The organism is Cryobacterium suzukii, assembly GCF_004403185.1.
GTDB classification, from domain to species: domain Bacteria; phylum Actinomycetota; class Actinomycetes; order Actinomycetales; family Microbacteriaceae; genus Cryobacterium; species Cryobacterium suzukii.
Window position 1 is genome coordinate 215,529 of the sequence record NZ_SOHJ01000014.1, and the last position, 17,753, is coordinate 233,281.

Sequence of the window (17,753 nt, forward strand, 5' to 3'; positions counted from 1 at the left end):
CTTTCGGTGCTGTATGAGAGTCGTGCTGTGCGCAACGGGTGCGCGGATGGTCGGGTCTAAATGACGCCCACCACGATGTTGGGGTCGGCGTGTCCTTCGCGGAGGACGTAGTTCGCACCGACGATAGCCAATGTACCTTCTGCGATGGCCGCGCTGATCACCTCGGACTGCTCGAGCAGCTCGGTGACAGTGTCTTTGAGATGTTCCCGGCCCACAGTTCCGGCATCGATCAGGGTGGGGTCTACGAAAGCGGATGCCGGCTGCCCGCTCACCCGCCGCACCGCCGGAACGATCCTTTCGATAACGTGCGCGATGTGAGCTGGCAGGGCCGGGGCATCCGCTGCTTGAGAGTCGATGGCGGCGCGCACCGCACCGCACTCGTCGTGGCCGAGCACGAGAATCAGCGGAACGTGCAGCACGGCCACGGCATATTCGAGGGAGCCGAGTACGGAGTCAGAGATGATCTGGCCGGCATTGCGCACAACGAAAAGGTCTCCGAGGCCCTGGTCGAAGATGATTTCGGCGGCGAGGCGAGAGTCGCTGCAGCCGAAGAGGGCGGCATGCGGTGTCTGCTGGCCGACCAGCTCGGCCCGCCGGTCGACGTCTTGGCGGTGCCGCGGGGAGCCCGCGACGAAGCGCACGTTGCCTTCGCGCATTTCGTTCCAAGCTTGCGCCGGGGACGGGGTAGCCGTCAATGCGGGGTTCATGGGGCTCCATTCTCTGCCACATTGGCAGCCAGTGCGGTGGCGAGGGTCTCGAAGTCGCCGGTGGGCGCCGTACCGATCAGTAGATAGGTGCTCGTGCCCGCGGTCGTCACAAGCGCGTAGTCGAAATTGCCCCGATCGGCGGCGGGGGCACTGTTGCGGTAGACGTCCCAGGTGACGCCCGCGATGCTGACGGTGTCAACGACGGGGGAGTCGGGCAGTTTCTGGGCCAGCCAAGTGGGGTTGGCGTCGAAGGCCTGGTTGAAGCCGATGAACTGGTTGTCGGGCGTGAGTAATCCGATGTACCACGACGGTACCTGACCGTTGGTGCCGGCCCGCCACTCAGCGTCGTTGGCGCTCCAGCCGTCCGGCAGCTCGGGGCTGGCGAGGGCGTGATCAACGACCGGCTGTATCTGGGCGGCGATGCTCGCGTAGTCGATGTCGCGAGTGATCGGGTTGTCGTTGCGCGGCACGAGAAGCACGAGTACGAGCACGGCGCCCACCGTCACGAGCAGCGAGAGCACGAGATTGTTCACGGTCTTGTGCGAGCGGTACTTGCGCGAATTCTCGGCGAGCCGGTCGGCGGTCTCCTGCGGAGTCTCCGGCCGACCGAGCTCGGCGACGACGCGCGGCGGTTTGGGAGCGCGGCTCATCTGGTGGGCGCGGTGTCTTCGGTCGTGGGCGCTGTGGCGGCGAGGCGGGCCGCGTCGAGTCGGGCTTTGGCACCGATCAGCCATTCTTCGCAGCGGCGGGCGAGGGCTTCGCCGCGTTCCCACAGCGCCAGCGACTGCTCCAGGGTGCTCGAGCCCTGCTCGAGCTCGTTCACCACGCGAATGAGCTCGTCGCGGGCCTGTTCGTAGCTGAGATCACTGATGGCGGGGGCAGGCGAGGTCATAGCATCCATTCTAATTATTTCGACGCGGCGCCGGGAACGGCCGCAATGGCGGCGACGGTTCCGCTGGCCAGGGTGAGCAGCAGCTCGGTACCGGCCGGGGAATCATCGGCGCGGCGCAGCACGCGGCCGTCTGGCAGCTGGGCGATCGCGTAACCACGGTCGAGGGTGCCCTGGGGCGATAGGGCGCGCAGCTGGGAGCGCAGTTCCACCACGGCGGCTCCGGCGCGCTCGAGAATGCGCCCGGTCAGTTCGGCGCCGCGCGCAACGTAGCGGGTGAGGTCTTCGCTGCGAGAATCGATGATCCAGCGCGGGTCGAGGAGCACCGGACGGCTACGCAACTGCGAAATTCGATCGATTTCCGACGAGAGGATGCCGGTGAGCCGGCTGCTGAGACGCGCCCGGGCCTGCTGTACCCGGTTTAGTTCGTCGCTGACGTCGGGAACGACGCGCTTAGCGGCATCCGTCGGGGTGGACGCTCGCAGGTCGGCCACCTCGTCGAGCAGCGGACGGTCGGCCTCGTGCCCGATCGCGCTGACCAGCGGTGTCACGCAAGCGGCCGCGGCGCGCACGAGGCTTTCATCGCTGAAGGTGAGCAGGTTCTGAAAGTCGCCGCCGCCGCGGGCGACGATGATCACGTCGACCTCGGGATCGGCGTCGAGACGCGCGATGGCACTCGTGACCTCGCCGACGGCGCGCTCGCCCTGCACAGCCGCATGAGCGACCCGAAAATTGACCGCCGGCCAGCGCAGCTGGGCGTTCCGAATGACGTCTTTCTCTGCGTCGGAATCTTTTCCGGTCACGAGGCCGATGCAGTGCGGCAGAAACGGCAGGCGCTTCTTGCGGGAGGCGTCGAACAGGCCTTCGCTGGCGAGTTGCTTGCGCAGCCGTTCGAGCCGTTCGAGCAGGTCACCGAGCCCGACGTGGCGCATTTCGAAAGCCTGCATGGTGAGCGTGCCGCCCTTGACCCAGAAATTGGGCTTGACCAGCGCGACGACGCGGTCACCCGCCTTGAAATCGGCGGTGAGTTTGGCGCGCACCGACGACCAGATCGTGAAACTCACGGTGGCATCTTCGGAGAGGTCCTTGAGCTTGCCGTAGACGTTGCCACCGCTCGCGCCCCACTGGGTGATCTCACCTTCGACCCAGACCATGCCGAGACGTTCGATGTAACCGCGAATCTTGCCCGAGAGCAGGGCGACCGGCCACGGCGCTTCGACGGTGGCGGGGGCATCCGTCATGCGGTGGTCCTGGGCGTTGTGGTGGCTGTGGGCACAGTCGGGTCCTCCCAGAGTTCTTCGGTCGTGCGTGCGTAGACTGAGGCGGTGAACACGAGCATGCATACCGAAAGTAAGCCGACCGCTATCGGCCTGGGCATGCCGCGCATTCCCAGCGCTCGCAACAGGCTCAAGGATACCCCGGTGGTCGGACATAAGCGGGTGCTGCTCGCCGCCCCGCGTGGCTACTGCGCCGGAGTCGACCGTGCGGTCATCGCCGTCGAGAAGGCGCTGGAGCACTACGGCGCCCCCGTGTACGTGCGCAAGCAGATCGTGCACAACATCCACGTGGTTTCCGAGCTCGAAAATTTGGGTGCAATCTTCGTCGACGAGGTCGACGAAGTGCCGCGCGGCGCGCACATCGTGTTCAGCGCTCACGGCGTTTCACCGGCCGTCGTCAACGCGGCCGCCGAGCGAGGTCTGCAAGCCATCGACGCCACGTGCCCGCTCGTGACCAAGGTGCACCGCGAAGCCGTGCGCTTCGCCCGCGACGATTTTCAGATTTTGCTGATCGGCCACGAAGGCCACGAAGAGGTCGAGGGCACCGCCGGAGAGGCCCCCGAGCACACCACGCTGGTCGGTAGTCCCGACGAAGCAGACACCGTCGTCGTGCGCGACCCGGACCGGGTGGTCTGGCTGTCGCAGACCACGCTGAGCGTCGACGAAACCATGGAAACCGTGCGCCGGTTGCGGGCGCGGTTTCCCAACCTGCAGGACCCGCCGAGCGACGACATCTGTTACGCCACCCAGAACCGTCAGGTCGCCATCAAGAAGGTCGCCCGTGATTCCGACCTGGTGATCGTGGTCGGTTCTGCCAACTCGTCCAACTCGGTGCGCCTGGTCGAGGTAGCCCTGGAACACGGCGCCAAGGCTGCGTACCGCGTTGACTTCGCGAGCGAGGTCAAGCAGGAGTGGCTCGACAACGCGGCGACTGTCGGGGTGACGAGTGGGGCATCCGTTCCCGAAGAATTGGTCGACGAACTGCTCGAAGCGCTCGCCGACGCCGGCTATAGCGACGTCGAACAGGTCAAGACCGCCGAGGAAGACCTCATCTTCTCGCTGCCCAAAGAACTGCGCAAGGACCTCTCCGGCGAAACGGATGCCCGTGCCTTCGGCGGGCGCGCCGCCCCGACCGAGTAGACGCCCCGGCCGCCTCAGCTACTGGCGGCTGAGAAACTCGATCAGGGTCGGGTCGATGAATAACGCGGCCATGGTGAAAGCGAACAGCACCACGAGCGACACGGCACCACCGATGATGGGCGCAAAGAACGCACGGCGATGCCGAAGGAGTAGTCGCACGGATACCGCTGTCGCGGCCAGCCAGATGAACACGAGCGTGATAGCCCCGAACGTCGTGATGGCCCCGATGGACGCCGCCGGAGTATAAGTACCCAGGCCCTGGTCGGTGTAAAAGGCCTGCATCGCGATCGGGAATCCGCCCAGCGAGAACACGCCGTAGACAGTGGCGAGGAGCCCGAAAGCCAACAGCCCGACGGTCCACGGGCGGTCCCAGCCGGGCACGGTGCGCGGTGCGGGCGCTGATTCAAGGATCGGGGTCGTCGCCTGCGGCGGCAGGGCTGCTCCCGCCCCGACAGGAGAGGCGGGAGCAGCATCAACCCGCTCTCTTTCCACCGGAGGCTGCCAGGTCCAACCCTCGGGGGCGAGTTCGCCGTACTGGGGCCGCGGGCGTGGGTCTTTCGCGGGGGGTGGAACGGAGTTCGGGTTCTCTGACATTGCTCTAACTGCGTGCTCTAACTGTTTGAGTGCCCGGCTGAGCCGAGCTGGCGGGTGGCGTCGACAACGCGAGCGGCCATGGCCGACTCGGCCACCTTGCCCCACGCGCGCGGGTCATAAACCTTCTTGTTGCCGACTTCGCCGTCGACCTTAATCACGCTGTCGTAGTTCTTGAGCATGTAATCGGCGATCGAGCGCGTGAAGGCGTACTGGGTGTCGGTGTCGATGTTCATCTTCACGACACCGTTGGCGACGGCTTCGGCGATTTCGGCATCGGTCGAGCCGGAGCCGCCGTGAAAGACGAGGTCGAGCGGCAGGGCGGCGAGCCCGAACTTGGTGGAGAGACCGGTCTGGATCTCCTTGAGCAGTTCCGGGCGCAGCTTCACATTGCCGGGCTTGTAGACGCCGTGCACGTTGCCGAAGGTGAGGGCGGCCATGTAGCGTCCCTGCTCGCCGAGGCCGAGGGCCTCGACCATTTTGATCGCATCGTCGAGAGTGGTGTACAGGTTCTCGTTCACGTCGGCCTGAACGCCGTCTTCTTCGCCGCCGACGGCGCCGATCTCAACTTCGAGAATGGCGTTGATCGCGCGGGTGCGCTTGAGGATATCGGTGGCGATGTCAAGGTTCTTGTCGAGAGCGATGGCTGAACCGTCCCACATGTGCGACTGAAAGATAGGGTGGCCGCCGTCGGCTACCGCAGACTCCGAAGCTTCGATGAGCGGGATGACGAAGTCACCCAGTGCACCCTCTGGGCAGTGATCGGTGTGAAGCGCCACGGTGATCGGATAGTTGTCGGCGACCGAGTGCGCGAAGCGTGCGAAAGCGAGCGCGCCCGAGGCCCGGTTCTTCACTGTGTGCCCGGCAAAATAGTCTGCACCACCGGTGGTGACCTGGATGATGCCGTCGGATCCGGCTTCGGTGAGGCCTTGGAGAACGGCGTTGATGCTCTGCGACGATGACACGTTGAATGCCGGGTAGGCGAACCCGCCTGTCTTCGCTTTGTCGAGCATGGCGGCGTACTGGTCGGGGGTTGCGATGGGCATTGCTTCTCCTCGAGAGTGTGCGGGGGTTTGAGCACGAGTCTAGCCACGCGCACCTCATACCGTCTCCATGTGTGGTGTGCCAGGAACCCCCAGTCGGCACATACCGCGAGTGGAACCGGGCAGAATGGAACTGCATCCGGATGTCGGACAGCAGCTATCTGATGGAGGTTCCGTGGCGCGCAAATCCCTCGTCAGTGTTGTGGCAGACGATCTTCTCGACCAAATCATTCGTGGTTCCCTTGCGATCGACGCGGGCCTGCCCAGCGAGGCGGAGATCGGTGACACCCACGAGGTGAGCCGCATGACCGTTCGGGAGGCTATGAAGACGCTCCAGGCCATGGGCGTAGTGCGGGTCGTCTCCGGCACCGGTAGTTTCGTCAACCCCGTCGCTCGCTGGACGTCCCTCGATGCTGTTTTGCGCGTGGCCGCGATGGGAACGAGCGACCTCGACGTGGCCGTGCAACTCGTCGAGGTGCGGCGTATGTTCGAAACCGGGGCAGCGGCGCTCGCCGCGAGCCGGTGCACAGAGCAGGACCTGCAATCGCTCGCCACCCAACTCGATCTCATGAGCGACGCGCACCTGCGCGGCGATGTCGACTCGTTCGTTCGGGCCGATCTCGCCTTCCACGATGTCATTCTGCACGCATCCGGCAACGTCATCCTGGGGGTGCTCTTCGAACCACTCACCCGGGTGATGGCCGAACGACGTGCCGAGACGTCGAGCGTCATCGAGATCCAGACACACGCCATAGTGCAACACCAGGGCGTGCTCGACGCGCTGCGCGCCGGCGACCCTGAATCAAGCCGCAAGGCAATGGACAGCCACATGGACCAGACCCTCGCTGATCTGCGCCACTACGTGTTGCACTCCCGCGCGAACTGACCGGTCGAAGTCAGCTCTGTTGACTTCTTCCGTGCAGCTTGTAAGCTGTCAGACAGCTGACATCTGGCAGTGTCTTACAAGGGAGTAATGAAAGCATGGACGAACGCGAAATCCTCGACGCTTATCCGGTCGGCGTCCGAGTGCCGGCCGCTGACGTTGCCCAGCGCGTTGCCGACACCGAACGCATCCTCGTCGTGCTTGATGACGATCCCACCGGTACGCAGTCGGTGTCCGACCTTCCGGTGCTCACCCACTGGGCGTCGAGTGACTTCGAGTGGGCGTTCGATCAGGGCGCTGCAGCTCTGTATGTGCTGACCAATACTCGCAGTCTCGATGCTGGGGCTGCGGCGGCGCGCAACCGCGAAATCGTTCAAAATGCCGTGTCCGCGGCCGCCAGCACCGGCCGGTCCATCGGATTTGTCAGCCGCAGCGATTCGACCCTGCGCGGCCATTTCCCGCTGGAAACCGACGTCATCGCCGAAGAATTACTCGCGACGACGGGTATCGCCATCGACGGCGTGGTCATGGTTCCGGCGTTCCCCGATGCCAACCGGGTCACAATCGGCGGCGTGCACTACATGCGCCTCGCGAGCGGACTCACTCCGGTCGCTGAAACGGAGTTTGCCCGCGACGCCACCTTCGGTTTCGTGCACTCCGATCTTCCCGGTTATGTCCAGGAAAAGACCGGTGGACGTATCAGTGCCGCCGACGTGATCGTGCTCGACCTTGGCATCATCCGTTCCGGAGCCGCGGCTATCGCTGCCGCGATCGCGCCCGCCACCGATGCGATACCGATTTGCGCCGACGCTGTGACCGAAGATGACCTCCGGCTCCTGGCACTTGGCCTGGACCTTGCCGAACGAGCCGGCAAGAACCTGCTGTACCGGGTCGGTCCGCCGTTTGTGCGTGCCCGCATCGGCCAGGAGAGTCGTGCACCCCTCACCGCTGACGAGATCTACGGCCGCACCGAACCTGCTCCGGGCGGCGGGCTGATCGTGGTGGGCTCCCACGTGGGCGTCACGACCCGGCAACTCGCGGCGCTCGTCGTGGCCCGACCGTCCGCTACCACGGTCGAACTCGATGTCGCCACGGTGATCGACTCTCCAGACCCGGCGGCTTATCTCGCCACCGTCGTTTCACGCGTCGCCGACCGGCTGCGTACCGGCGATGTGATCGTGCACACGAGCCGGCTGCTCGTGAAAACGGATGATCCGGCGGCGAGCCTCGAGATCGCTCGACGTGTGTCCGCTGCGGTCGTCGCCGTTGTGCAGGGCTCGCTGGTCGTACGTGCACCCCGGTTTGTGATCGCCAAGGGAGGAATCACGTCCAGTGACGTCGCCAGCGAGGGTCTCGGCATCCGCCATGCCATGGTGCGCGGGCCCATGTTGCCCGGCATCGTCTCGTTGTGGGAGCCCATGGACGGCCCAGCCGCCGGTATTCCCTACATCGTCTTCGCGGGCAACGTCGGTGACGACGACTCGCTCGCCCAGGTTGTCGCGACGTTGAGCGTCACCCCGCCCGCAGTACCCACCGTTACCGGCACGGACACCGCAGAATTGACTGGAGCTCACAAATGACTATTGCCACCCCCACCCCTCACGCCGCCAACTACAGCGTGGCCGTTCTCGGTCTCGGCGCCATGGGACTGCCGATGGCCACCCGCCTGGCCAGCGCCCTGACCGTGCACGGTTTCGATATCGCACCGGCTCGCCTTGCGCTGGCAGCGGATGCCGGCATCACTCCGTTCGATTCAGCCCGGAGCGCTGCCCACGGCGTTGACGCCGTGCTGCTCGCCGTGCGCAACGGGCAGCAGCTGCGCGACGTGCTTTTCGGTGAGGCCGGCATTGCCGGCGTGCTCACTCCGGGGGCCGTAGTCATCATGACGAGCACGGTCGGCATCGAGGATGTCGTCTCGGTCGCGGACCGGCTCGCTGACGCGGGCGTGCAGCTCGTCGACGCGCCGCTCAGTGGAGGCCCGGTTCGTGCCGGTCAGGGCGACCTGCTAATCGTGGTCGGTGCGGAGCCGAGCGCACGGGAGAAAGCCGCCCCGGTGCTCGATCTGCTGGCCTCCACGCTCAGTGTCATTGGCGACAAAGCCGGCGACGGCCAGGCGTTCAAGACCGTCAACCAGCTGCTCTGCGGGGTCCACATTGCTGTCGCCGCTGAGGCGCTCGCCCTCGCAGACTCGCTCGGGCTCAACGTGGAGAGCACCCTCGCCACGCTCTCGGCCGGTGCGGCTGGGTCGTTCATGCTGGCCAACCGAGGACCGCGCATGCTCGACGCCTACACGGAAGACGGAGCCGAGGTGCTCAGCCGGCTCGATATCTTTGTCAAGGACATGGGCATCGTCACCGCGGCCGCGCGCAGTTTCGGCCTCGCCACGCCGGTCGCAGCCGCGGCCGAGCAGGTGTACCTCCTCGGTCAGGCCAGCGGGCTGGCCGCACGCGATGACTCCGCCGTCATTCGCGTGATCGCTCCGCACCCCTCCGTCTAGGCTGCGCAAACCGGCGCCCGTCGCGACCAGCCGCATTCACTTCGCTGACCAGATTCAGCTCGTTCGTCCCAGTTTGTTCGACCCAGTAATTCGACCCAGTAATTCGTCAAAGGAGACACCGATGGAAACAGCCGTCCTGTTAGGCATCGCAGTGGCAGGCATCGCGCTGCTGCTCGTGCTCATCATCAAATTCAAGGTGCAAGCGTTTGTCGCGCTTCTGCTGGTCAGCGTTATTGTGGCCCTCGCCGCGGGCATCCCGCTCGCCACCATCCCGGCCACCGCTGATGCCCCCGAGCGCCTGGGCATTATCCCGGCCATCGTCGCGGGAATGGGCGGAACTCTCGGTACCGTGGCCATTTTGGTCGCTCTCGGGGCCATGCTCGGTCGGTTGATCGAGGTGTCGGGGGGAGCGGCGAGCCTCGCCGGCCGGTTCACGACCCTGCTCGGTCCGAAGCGCGTCGCCGCCGCGCTCACCGCCGCTGCACTGGTGCTCGCGATTCCGGTATTCTTCGACGTCGGATTCATCATTTTGGTGCCGATCATCTATGGGTTCTCCAAGATCGCCGGTCTCAACCCGGTGAAGTTCGGGCTGCCGGTCGCGGCCATCATGCTGACCGTGCACGTGGCCGTGCCGCCGCACCCCGGGATCGTCGGGGGCTCAGCGCTGCTCGGCACAGACCTCGGCTGGGTGACCATCCTCGGGCTGGTCATCGCATTGCCTCTCGGCCTCCTCGCGCACTATGTCGCCAAGTGGCTCAACCGTCGTGACTTCATCATGCTGCCCGCCACAGCGAAGGAGTTCGCACTGTTCGGCCCGTCCGAGCCGAGCGATTCCACCGGTTACACCCCGGCGGGCCCGGCCGGCCGTTCGGTGGGTGTTGGAACGCTCACAAAGACCGAGGCACCGCCGACGGCCGGAACAATCCTCACCCTCATTCTGGTTCCGCTCGTGCTGATCATGGCGGGAACGATCGCGTCCACCCTGCTGCCCGCCGATGGAGGCCTCCGCCCGTTGTTCGCGTTCATCGGCAACCCCGTGTTCGCGCTGCTGGTCGCGCTGGCCCTCGCGTTCTACCTGCTGACTGTGCGCCGTGGCTGGTCGCTTTCGCACACCGGGGAGGTGCTCGAAGCCGCACTTCCTCCGGCCGCGATCGTCATTCTGGTCACCGGGGCCGGCGGTGCGTTTGCTCGGGTACTGACCGAAAGCGGGGTCGGCACAGCCCTGTCCGACACCCTCGCCGCAACCGGCCTGCCCGTGCTCGTGCTCGCTTTTCTGATCTCCCTCGTGCTGCGCGTGTCTCAGGGCTCGGCGACCGTCGCGATCCTCACGACGGCCGGGCTGGTTGCCGAAACAGTTGCGTCCTCGGACTACTCCCCGATCCAGGTCGCGCTCATCACGCTCGCCATTGCCTTCGGCGCGCTCGGGCTGTCGCACGTCAACGATTCCGGTTTCTGGGTGGTCACTCGATATCTCGGATTGACCGTTGCCGACGGACTGCGCACCTGGACCGTGCTCACGACTGTGCTGGGCGTCGCCGGTTTCCTCATCGTCGGAATCCTGTGGATTCTGGTCGGCGGCTTAGGGGCCTGACTCTAATGATCGCAGTACCGGTGCGAGGAGGTCCTGCGCGACCCTCGCGTCGGTCGCGATAAGGTGACTCGGGCGGACAATCCGCGCGATCCGCCGCGCATCCGTCGTAATCGAAGTCGAACTTACGTCCGGGAGGACCTTTTGAACAGCACCGAGACCGCCACTCTGTTTCAACACCCCGACCGTAACCTCGCTATGGAGCTCGTGCGCGCCACCGAGGCCGCCGCCATTCGTGCCGTGCCCTTCATCGGCCGCGGCGACAAGAACGCCGCCGACAAGGCCGCCGTCGACGCTATGCGAGCCTTTCTAGGCACCGTCAACTTCGACGGACTCATTGTTATTGGTGAGGGCGAAAAAGACGAAGCCCCCATGCTCTTCAACGGGGAGCACGTCGGTAACGGACGTGGCCCCGCCTGCGATATCGCCGTGGACCCGATTGACGGCACGAGCCTCACGGCGGCCGGTCGCCAGAACGCGGTCTCCGTCATCGCCGTGTCGGACCGCGGCACCATGCTCGACGCTTCCTCGATCTTCTACATGGACAAGATCGTCACCGGTGCGGCCGGGCGCGGCGTCGTCAGCCTCGACCAGCCGATCGCCGACAACATCCGTGACCTGGCGCAGGCCATGAAGAAGCCGGTCGGGGAAATCACCATCGCCGTGCTCGACCGCCCCCGCCACGCTGGCTTGATCGACGCCATTCGCAGTGCCGGTGCCGGTACCCGTCTCATGCTCGATGGCGACGTCGCAGGCGGAATCAATGCCGCCCGCTACGAGACCCGCATCGACATGTGCGTCGGTATCGGTGGAAGCCCGGAAGGCATCACCACGGCCTGCGCACTCAAGGCGCTTGGCGGCTACATGCAGGGACGCCTGGCCCCGAAGGACGACGCCGAACGCGCCAGAGGCGTTGCGGCCGGGCTCGACATCGACAAGCTGCTCGAGATCGACGACATGGTCAGCGGTGACAACACGTTCTTCGTGGCGACTGGTGTGACCGATGGCGGACTCGTCGACGGTGTGCGTCGCAAAGGCCCGATGATCCGCACCGAAAGCATCGTGCTGCGCTCGCGCTCGGGCACGTCCCGTCGTGTCATCGCGGAGCACCTCGCCGAGAAGTGGCTGTAGCTACTTCGATTGACTTCTCGGGCGTAACCGAAACTGCACGCCTCGGCTCTGTTGGTTCAGATGCGAGGCGTGCAATTTTGATTGTCGTCGGCACGGCGTTTGGCACGACGAGCCCCGCTTTACAGGTGTACCTCGGAATCAGATTCGTCGACAGCAGCGAGACGTCGGTTGATCACGCTATGTTTCGCCTCATTCAATTCAGCGCCGTCCAATTCAAATGGAAGGTCCAGCCGGACTCGTTCGGATGCTGGCGCCTCCAACTCGGGCGCGGTCAGTTTGCGCGGGGAATCATGGATGACAGTGGGTTCGGTGAGCAGCCCGATCTTGGTCTGGTCGATCCCGGGAAATTGCCGGGCGGTCACGAGCACTCGGGATTCGAGCGAGTTGGCGAACTTGTTGTAGCTGTCCACCGTGCGCTCCAGCGCTTTGCGCAGCGACTCGGCATGGCCTGATAGCGCACCGAGCCGCTGGTACAGGGCGTTGCCGAGGTCGAAGAGTTTCTGTGCCTCGTCGGTCACCGCCTGCTGCTGCCAGGTGAAAGCCACCGTCTTCAGCACCGCCCATAGATTCACCGGCGACGCCAGGGCCACCCGTTTACTGAACGAGTAATCCAGAATTGACGGGTCAGCCTCGAGCGCCGCCGACAGCAGGGACTCGCTCGGTATGAAGGCGATCACGAACTCCGGGCTGGCATCGAAACCTTCCCAGTAGGTTTTCTTGGCGAGCGCGTCGATGTGCGCGCGCACCGCTTTCACGTGCTTGTCGATCAGCAGCTTGCGGCGGGCTCCTTCCTCGCCGGTGGCCGTGTAGGGAATGGTGCTCGCCTCGATATAGTGCTCGAGCGGAACCTTGGCATCGATCGCAATCGACTTGTTGCCGGGCAGGCGCACGACCATGTCGGGCCGACCGAGCCCGGCATCTGTGGTGATGTTGGTCTGTGTGTTGAAATCCACATACTGGGCGAGGCCGGCGGCTTCAACCACGCGCCGAAGTTGGGTCTCACCCCAGACACCGCGGGTGCTGTTGGAACGCAGCGCGCTCGCGAGCGATTCGGTGGTCACCCGCAGTTGTTGGTCAGAGATCTGGGCTTGTTTGAGTTGCTCTGAGAGTGATCCGTACTGTTCGCTGCGCTGGGTTTCGAGCTCGGTGACCTTCTCCTGCATGGTGCGCAGGGTCTCACGCACGGGGCTAAGGGCTTCGAGTACGAGGTGTTCGCGTTTCTCCCGCTCGGACTGCAGTTGCTGATCGGAGCGTTGCCGTTCGCCAATTTCCCGCGCCGCGGCCCGGTCGTGCTCAATCTGCGCGGAGAGGCCGTCGACGGTGGCGAGGGCGGCCGACAACTCACTCTGCAGTGCGGCGCGAACGTTGGCCTCACTCGCCCGAGCCTCGGCGAGGGCCACCTGATGGCGTGCCTCAAGCACAGCGGGATCATCGATGGCCGGGTTGTGGCCGCTAGTGCCCGCGCTGCGACGTTGTACAAGCACTAGCGCGAGCAGGGCGCCTAGCGCGGCACCGACGACGAGACCGACAATCAAACTCAGCATTGGCTCCATGCTTTAAGTTTGCCAGTGTCCACCGACATCGCCGAAATGACACTCGGATCAGGCGAATTGCTGGCTAGCTCCGATTAGCTAAGCGCCATCGGCCCGTGCGTCGACGCGTGCTCCCGAGTGGCCACCGGCCCGATTACGCCGACCTTAACCCGGGTCACGTGGGCGAGCTGCTCAAGCGTCTCAACCTCGTGGCGCTCGGCCGCGTGAATGATGATGGCCGCGCAGGCCTCGGCGTCGGCGAGCGCGTTGTGGTGCGAGAAGTCCTCAAAGCCCGCCGCCATCGCCGCGACCGGCAGTCGATACGACTCCAGATGATAGGTGCGGCGGGCCACCTGGAGGCTGCAGACATAGCGAAAGTCGGGCACCGGCTGGCCGGTCACCGTAGACGCCGTCTTGATCACGCCGAGGTCGAATCCGGCGTTGTGGGCCACGAGGTCGTCGCCGTCAACGAAGGCGACCAGCTGCGGAAGTTGCTCGGCCCAGTTGGCCGCGCCCACGACATCCGCTGCGGTGATGCCATGAATACGGGTGTTCCACTCGGAGAATTCATCGTGGCCGGGGGGCGGCGCGATGAGCCAGTAGGCCGAATCGACGACCACGCCGTGACGAACTTTCACCATCCCGACCGAGCACGCCGAGGCGCCAGAGGAGTTGGCGGTTTCGAAATCGATTGCGGTAAAATTCAGCACACCTTATGGTCTCACGGGCCACCGACAGAGCCCGCGTCCCGAGCTGCCGGTAGAATGATCTCTCGTGGCTCTTACTATTGCAATCGTCGGACTCCCCAATGTGGGCAAGTCCACCCTCTTCAACGCCCTGACCAAGAACAACGTGCTCGCAGCGAACTACCCGTTCGCGACCATCGAGCCCAACGTTGGAATCGTGAACCTGCCCGATTCGCGTCTGGCCGATCTGGCAACCATTTATGGCAGCAAGACCCTGCTGCCGGCACCGGTGTCGTTCGTCGACATCGCCGGCATCGTGCGTGGCGCGAGCGAGGGGGAGGGCCTCGGTAACAAATTCCTCGCCAACATTCGCGAAGCGGATGCCATCGCCCAGGTCATTCGCGGATTCGCTGACCCCGACGTGGTGCACGTCGACGGCAAGGTCAACCCGGCCGGCGATATGGAAACCATCAATACTGAGCTAATCCTCGCCGACCTGCAGACCCTCGAGAAGGCCGTGCTGCGCTTCGAGAAAGAGGTTAAGGGCCGCAAGATGGCGCCGCTCGTTCTGGAAACCGCGCTCAAGGCGCAGGGCATCCTCGACGGCGGACAGCCGCTGTCGTCGGCCACGCTCGACATTGAGCCGATCCGCGAGCTTGGCCTGCTGACCGCGAAGCCGTTCATCTATGTCTTCAACGTCGATGAGGCCGTGCTGCAGGACCAGGCCAGGCTCGACACCCTGGCCGCGCTCGTCGCTCCGGCGAACGCCGTGTTCCTCGACGCCAAGCTCGAGAGCGAGCTGAGCGAACTCGACGCCGAAGACGCCGCCGAGATGCTCGCCTCGACCGGTCAGGCCGAGAGCGGCCTCGACCAGCTCGCCCGCATCGGCTTCGACACCCTCGGCCTGCAGACCTACCTCACGGCTGGCCCCAAAGAGTGCCGCGCCTGGACCATTCACAAGGGCTGGACCGCGCCGCAGGCCGCCGGAGTTATCCACACCGACTTCCAGAAGGGCTTCATCAAGGCGGAAATTTTCTCCTTCGAGGACCTCATGGCCGCCGGATCGATCGCCGAGGCCCGCTCCAAGGGCAAGGCCCGCATCGAGGGCAAGGAATACGTCATGCAGGACGGCGACGTGGTGGAGTTCAGGTTCAATGTATAGGCTCTAGCTCCTCACGTTCGTCATCACAGCAGCATCAATCGAAGGAGACCATCGTGCCTGTTATCGCCATCATCGGAGCCGGACCGGGACTCGGCGCAGCAGTTGCGCGAAGGTTCGGGCGCGAAGGCTTCTCAATTGCCCTGATCGCCAGAAACCAGTCGAAGTTGGACACTATGGCAGGCGAGCTCACCGCTGCCGGCTTCACCGCGAGTGCTTTCGCTGCGGATGTCCGCACACCGGCGTCGCTCGAAGCTGCCCTTGCGAATGCCGCAGCAGAGCTCGGGCCCATCACCGCGCTGCAATATAGCCCGCTCCCGTCGCGCGACTACCTGAAGCCGGTGCTTGAGATGACTCCGGAGCTGGCGTTAGAGGCACTGCAGTTCTCGGCCCTTGGGCTCATCCACGCGGTGCGTGCGGTGCTTCCGGCGATGCAGCAGGCAGGTAGCGGCAGCATCATCATGATCAACGGCGGAACCTCGGTGAAGGCCCGCGCCGGCTTCGCCGGCACCTCGATCGCTTTCCCCGCCGAGAGCGCCTACGGCGAGATGCTCCACGATGCCCTCGAGGGTGAGGGCATCCGTGTCAACCAACTGGTGATTCCTGGCGGAATCCCACAGCTGCAGCTTGCCAACGGCATTGATGGCGTCGCCGATCGTATCTGGGATCTCCACGCCGTTGCCGGTCCGTTCCGCACCATGCTCATCCCGCTTGAGGACGGCAGGGAGTAGGGCTGTAGCTGTCGTACCGCACTGCGGTTTGAACCCGCCACTGCACCCCGACACAAAGTCACGTCTCTGACGTTCATCGGAAACGAAAAGTGGTGGAGTTCCGCTTCAACGTCTCGTGCGCGCCGAGCCGAACGGCCGGACTGAATAGGCAGAGCACCTGTTGCCCGTCGTTCGTCCGCAGTAGCGTTGTCTTGTCCGTTCAACGCCGAACAGCCAGGGAGCTCACAATGACTGACCATACCTATCGTGTTATCGAAGTGGTGGGAACATCGACGATCGGGTCCGATGAGGCCATCGCCAACGCGGTTCGGCGCGCCGCCGAGACGGTGGATAACCTTGACTGGTTCGAGGTCGTTCAGACCAGGGGTCATATTGTCGATGGTGCTGTTGAGCACTTTCAGGTGCAACTCAAACTCGGATTCAAACTCAACACGCCGAGCTAATACCGCCCGCTGGCAGCGCGTGGTGCCCGGCTCAGCGGACAGTACCGGGCTCCTGGTCAGATTGCCTGCGCTCCAGCTGCGGTGCAGTGGCACAATGAGCGAATGACACCCTTGCACCTGACCGGCGATGCCGCCGCCGACACCCTTCTCAGCGAGAACCCGTTCGCGCTGCTCGTTGGCATGCTGCTCGACCAGCAGATCGCGATGGAAACCGCCTTTGTCGGCCCCGCCAAGATTCGTGATCGCATCGGTGCGGTCGAACCGGCCACGATCGCCGCCTACGACGCCGACGCCTTCGCTCTGGTGTTCCGCCAGTCGCCGGCCGTGCACCGCTTTCCGGGCTCCATGGCGAAACGCGTGCAGGCAGTGGCCGAGGTCGTTGCCACCAACTGGAACGGCGACACGGCGTCGATCTGGACAGCTGACAACCCCACCGGCCCCGAGATCCTACGCCGGCTCAAGGCGCTGCCAGGGTTCGGTGAGCAGAAGGCGAAGATCTTTCTTGCGCTGCTCGGCAAGCGACTCGGGGTCGACGCGGACGGCTGGCGAGAGGCATCCGCTCCCTATGGGGAAGACGGATCGTACCGATCGGTGGCCGACATAGTCGATCCCGAGTCGCTCACTCGCGTGCGCGAGACCAAGCGGGCGGCCAAGGCAGCAGCGAAGGCGTAGTCTCGCGGAGTGGGCCCTCATTTCAGCGAACAAACATTCGATTTCCTCGACGAACTCGAGCACCGCAACGAACGCGAATGGTTCCAAGAGAACAAACCTATTTACGAAATTGAATTGAAAGAGCGGATGCTCGCCGTCATCGCAACGCTCAACCTGGCATTGGCGGATTTCGCCGCTGACTACGTTCGTCCGCCGAACAAAGCCATGATGCGCATCTACCGTGACGTGCGATTCTCCAACGACAAATCGCCGTACAAGACTCATCTGGCCGCCCACTGGCCTCCCCGCGGCTTGGAAAAGGCCGGGGGAGCCGGATACTTTCTACAAGTCGGTGTACACGGCGTCATGCTCGCCGGCGGTGCCTACAGCCCACAGCCGCCCCAGTTGCGCGCCATCCGCGAATACGTGATCGACCACCACGCCGAGCTGCGATCCCTGCTCGCCGCACCCGTGCTCAAAAAGGTGGCGCAGCCCTTCGGCGGCAACAAGCTCATCCGCCCACCGCGCGGTTTCCCGATCGACCATCCGGCGGCCGACCTGTTGCTCAATCGCAGCTGGGCGCTGGTCTCGACCCTGCCTGGAGACGCTGCGCTCGATGAGCATTTCACCGACCTCGTCATTGAGCGGTTTCGTGCGTTCGCGCCGGTCATCGACTTTCTGAACATTCCCCTGGCTACAGCTACCCCGCTCGAACAGGAGGCCGCGACGGGTCGGCGTCGCTCGGCGTGACCGCGATCGGCAGCATCCGTTCGTAGCGGTTCAGCGCTCGCTGAGGGTCGGGGCG

At 64.7% G+C, this 17,753-nt stretch carries 19 protein-coding genes; 11 read left to right on the forward strand and 8 right to left on the reverse strand.

Annotated elements, in window-relative coordinates:
* Positions 1–56 precede the first annotated feature (56 nt).
* From E3T39_RS14820 to xseA, 4 genes are read right to left on the reverse strand one after another with little or no spacing between them, the layout of a single operon-like run.
* Positions 57–707 carry a carbonic anhydrase gene (locus E3T39_RS14820; RefSeq protein ID WP_198416143.1) on the reverse strand — a complete coding sequence of 217 codons (651 nt, stop codon included), beginning with the start codon at positions 705–707 and terminating at the stop codon, positions 57–59.
* Positions 704–1,357 (reverse strand): DUF4245 domain-containing protein, encoded by a 654-nt coding sequence (locus tag E3T39_RS14825; RefSeq protein ID WP_166784147.1) that lies wholly within the window; start codon positions 1,355–1,357, stop codon positions 704–706. The genes E3T39_RS14820 and E3T39_RS14825 overlap by 4 nt, the downstream gene beginning before the upstream one ends.
* Positions 1,354–1,608, reverse strand: coding sequence for an exodeoxyribonuclease VII small subunit (locus E3T39_RS14830; RefSeq protein WP_134516623.1), 255 nt, complete (start codon positions 1,606–1,608; stop codon positions 1,354–1,356). The genes E3T39_RS14825 and E3T39_RS14830 overlap by 4 nt, the downstream gene beginning before the upstream one ends.
* Before the next feature lie 5 nt (positions 1,609–1,613).
* Entirely contained in the window at positions 1,614–2,837 is a 1,224-nt protein-coding gene (gene xseA / locus E3T39_RS14835; protein WP_134516625.1) for an exodeoxyribonuclease VII large subunit, read from the reverse strand.
* 135 nt (positions 2,838–2,972) lie between these two features.
* On the opposite strand from xseA, the gene E3T39_RS14840 reads away from it, so the two are divergent.
* The gene (locus E3T39_RS14840) at positions 2,973–4,013 is read left to right on the forward strand and encodes a 4-hydroxy-3-methylbut-2-enyl diphosphate reductase (protein WP_134516768.1); all 1,041 of its coding nucleotides are present in this window, start codon (positions 2,973–2,975) and stop codon (positions 4,011–4,013) included.
* An 18-nt stretch (positions 4,014–4,031) separates the two neighbouring features.
* On the opposite strand, the gene E3T39_RS14845 is transcribed toward E3T39_RS14840, so the two are convergent.
* A complete protein-coding gene (locus tag E3T39_RS14845; RefSeq protein WP_134516627.1) occupies positions 4,032–4,607 on the reverse strand; it encodes a DUF6264 family protein in 576 nt (191 codons plus the stop codon).
* A 17-nt stretch (positions 4,608–4,624) separates the two neighbouring features.
* Complete coding sequence (gene fbaA / locus E3T39_RS14850) at positions 4,625–5,650, reverse strand: class II fructose-bisphosphate aldolase (RefSeq protein WP_134516628.1); 1,026 nt, start codon at positions 5,648–5,650, stop codon at positions 4,625–4,627.
* Positions 5,651–5,822: 172 nt separating this feature from the next.
* On the opposite strand from fbaA, the gene E3T39_RS14855 reads away from it, so the two are divergent.
* The 5 genes from E3T39_RS14855 (at position 5,823) to glpX (ending at position 11,746) form a co-directional block, all read left to right on the forward strand.
* On the forward strand, positions 5,823–6,533 hold the full coding sequence (locus E3T39_RS14855; protein WP_134516629.1) for a FadR/GntR family transcriptional regulator: 711 nt from the start codon (positions 5,823–5,825) through the stop codon (positions 6,531–6,533).
* Positions 6,534–6,628: 95 nt separating this feature from the next.
* The gene (locus tag E3T39_RS14860) at positions 6,629–8,110 is read left to right on the forward strand and encodes a four-carbon acid sugar kinase family protein (protein ID WP_134516630.1); all 1,482 of its coding nucleotides are present in this window, start codon (positions 6,629–6,631) and stop codon (positions 8,108–8,110) included.
* Entirely contained in the window at positions 8,107–9,027 is a 921-nt protein-coding gene (locus tag E3T39_RS14865; RefSeq protein ID WP_134516631.1) for an NAD(P)-dependent oxidoreductase, read from the forward strand. The genes E3T39_RS14860 and E3T39_RS14865 overlap by 4 nt, the downstream gene beginning before the upstream one ends.
* Before the next feature lie 121 nt (positions 9,028–9,148).
* Positions 9,149–10,618: a GntP family transporter gene (locus E3T39_RS14870; protein ID WP_134516632.1), complete on the forward strand. Its 1,470-nt coding sequence runs from the start codon at positions 9,149–9,151 to the stop codon at positions 10,616–10,618.
* 195 nt (positions 10,619–10,813) lie between these two features.
* Positions 10,814–11,746, forward strand: coding sequence for a class II fructose-bisphosphatase (gene glpX / locus E3T39_RS14875; protein ID WP_134516770.1), 933 nt, complete (start codon positions 10,814–10,816; stop codon positions 11,744–11,746).
* A 119-nt stretch (positions 11,747–11,865) separates the two neighbouring features.
* Here glpX and E3T39_RS14880 read toward each other — a convergent pair whose 3' ends face one another.
* Together E3T39_RS14880 and E3T39_RS14885 are read right to left on the reverse strand one after the other, a co-directional pair.
* The gene (locus E3T39_RS14880; protein WP_134516633.1) at positions 11,866–13,299 is read right to left on the reverse strand and encodes a DNA recombination protein RmuC; all 1,434 of its coding nucleotides are present in this window, start codon (positions 13,297–13,299) and stop codon (positions 11,866–11,868) included.
* Between the two features lie 74 nt (positions 13,300–13,373).
* Complete coding sequence (locus E3T39_RS14885; protein WP_134516634.1) at positions 13,374–13,988, reverse strand: exonuclease domain-containing protein; 615 nt, start codon at positions 13,986–13,988, stop codon at positions 13,374–13,376.
* A 64-nt stretch (positions 13,989–14,052) separates the two neighbouring features.
* On the opposite strand from E3T39_RS14885, the gene ychF reads away from it, so the two are divergent.
* The 5 genes from ychF (at position 14,053) to E3T39_RS14910 (ending at position 17,698) form a co-directional block, all read left to right on the forward strand.
* Entirely contained in the window at positions 14,053–15,126 is a 1,074-nt protein-coding gene (gene ychF, locus E3T39_RS14890; RefSeq protein WP_134516635.1) for a redox-regulated ATPase YchF, read from the forward strand.
* Positions 15,127–15,179: 53 nt separating this feature from the next.
* Positions 15,180–15,854, forward strand: coding sequence for an SDR family NAD(P)-dependent oxidoreductase (locus tag E3T39_RS14895; RefSeq protein WP_134516636.1), 675 nt, complete (start codon positions 15,180–15,182; stop codon positions 15,852–15,854).
* A gap of 227 nt (positions 15,855–16,081) precedes the next feature.
* On the forward strand, positions 16,082–16,297 hold the full coding sequence (locus tag E3T39_RS14900) for a dodecin (protein WP_134516637.1): 216 nt from the start codon (positions 16,082–16,084) through the stop codon (positions 16,295–16,297).
* Positions 16,298–16,399: 102 nt separating this feature from the next.
* A complete protein-coding gene (locus E3T39_RS14905; RefSeq protein WP_134516638.1) occupies positions 16,400–16,969 on the forward strand; it encodes an HhH-GPD-type base excision DNA repair protein in 570 nt (189 codons plus the stop codon).
* 9 nt (positions 16,970–16,978) lie between these two features.
* Positions 16,979–17,698 carry a DUF2461 domain-containing protein gene (locus tag E3T39_RS14910; RefSeq protein ID WP_134516639.1) on the forward strand — a complete coding sequence of 240 codons (720 nt, stop codon included), beginning with the start codon at positions 16,979–16,981 and terminating at the stop codon, positions 17,696–17,698.
* Positions 17,699–17,753 lie beyond the last annotated feature (55 nt).

Coding starts and splice junctions, on each gene's coding strand:
- E3T39_RS14820 (WP_198416143.1), bottom strand. CDS start 707: ATGAACCCCGCATTGACGGCTACCCCGTCCCCGGCGCAAGCTTGGAAC.
- E3T39_RS14825 (WP_166784147.1), bottom strand. CDS start 1,357: ATGAGCCGCGCTCCCAAACCGCCGCGCGTCGTCGCCGAGCTCGGTCGG.
- E3T39_RS14830 (WP_134516623.1), bottom strand. CDS start 1,608: ATGGATGCTATGACCTCGCCTGCCCCCGCCATCAGTGATCTCAGCTAC.
- xseA (WP_134516625.1), bottom strand. CDS start 2,837: ATGACGGATGCCCCCGCCACCGTCGAAGCGCCGTGGCCGGTCGCCCTG.
- E3T39_RS14840 (WP_134516768.1), top strand. CDS start 2,973: ATGCCGCGCATTCCCAGCGCTCGCAACAGGCTCAAGGATACCCCGGTG.
- E3T39_RS14845 (WP_134516627.1), bottom strand. CDS start 4,607: ATGTCAGAGAACCCGAACTCCGTTCCACCCCCCGCGAAAGACCCACGC.
- fbaA (WP_134516628.1), bottom strand. CDS start 5,650: ATGCCCATCGCAACCCCCGACCAGTACGCCGCCATGCTCGACAAAGCG.
- E3T39_RS14860 (WP_134516630.1), top strand. CDS start 6,629: ATGGACGAACGCGAAATCCTCGACGCTTATCCGGTCGGCGTCCGAGTG.
- E3T39_RS14865 (WP_134516631.1), top strand. CDS start 8,107: ATGACTATTGCCACCCCCACCCCTCACGCCGCCAACTACAGCGTGGCC.
- E3T39_RS14870 (WP_134516632.1), top strand. CDS start 9,149: ATGGAAACAGCCGTCCTGTTAGGCATCGCAGTGGCAGGCATCGCGCTG.
- glpX (WP_134516770.1), top strand. CDS start 10,814: ATGGAGCTCGTGCGCGCCACCGAGGCCGCCGCCATTCGTGCCGTGCCC.
- E3T39_RS14880 (WP_134516633.1), bottom strand. CDS start 13,299: ATGGAGCCAATGCTGAGTTTGATTGTCGGTCTCGTCGTCGGTGCCGCG.
- E3T39_RS14900 (WP_134516637.1), top strand. CDS start 16,082: ATGACTGACCATACCTATCGTGTTATCGAAGTGGTGGGAACATCGACG.
- E3T39_RS14905 (WP_134516638.1), top strand. CDS start 16,400: ATGACACCCTTGCACCTGACCGGCGATGCCGCCGCCGACACCCTTCTC.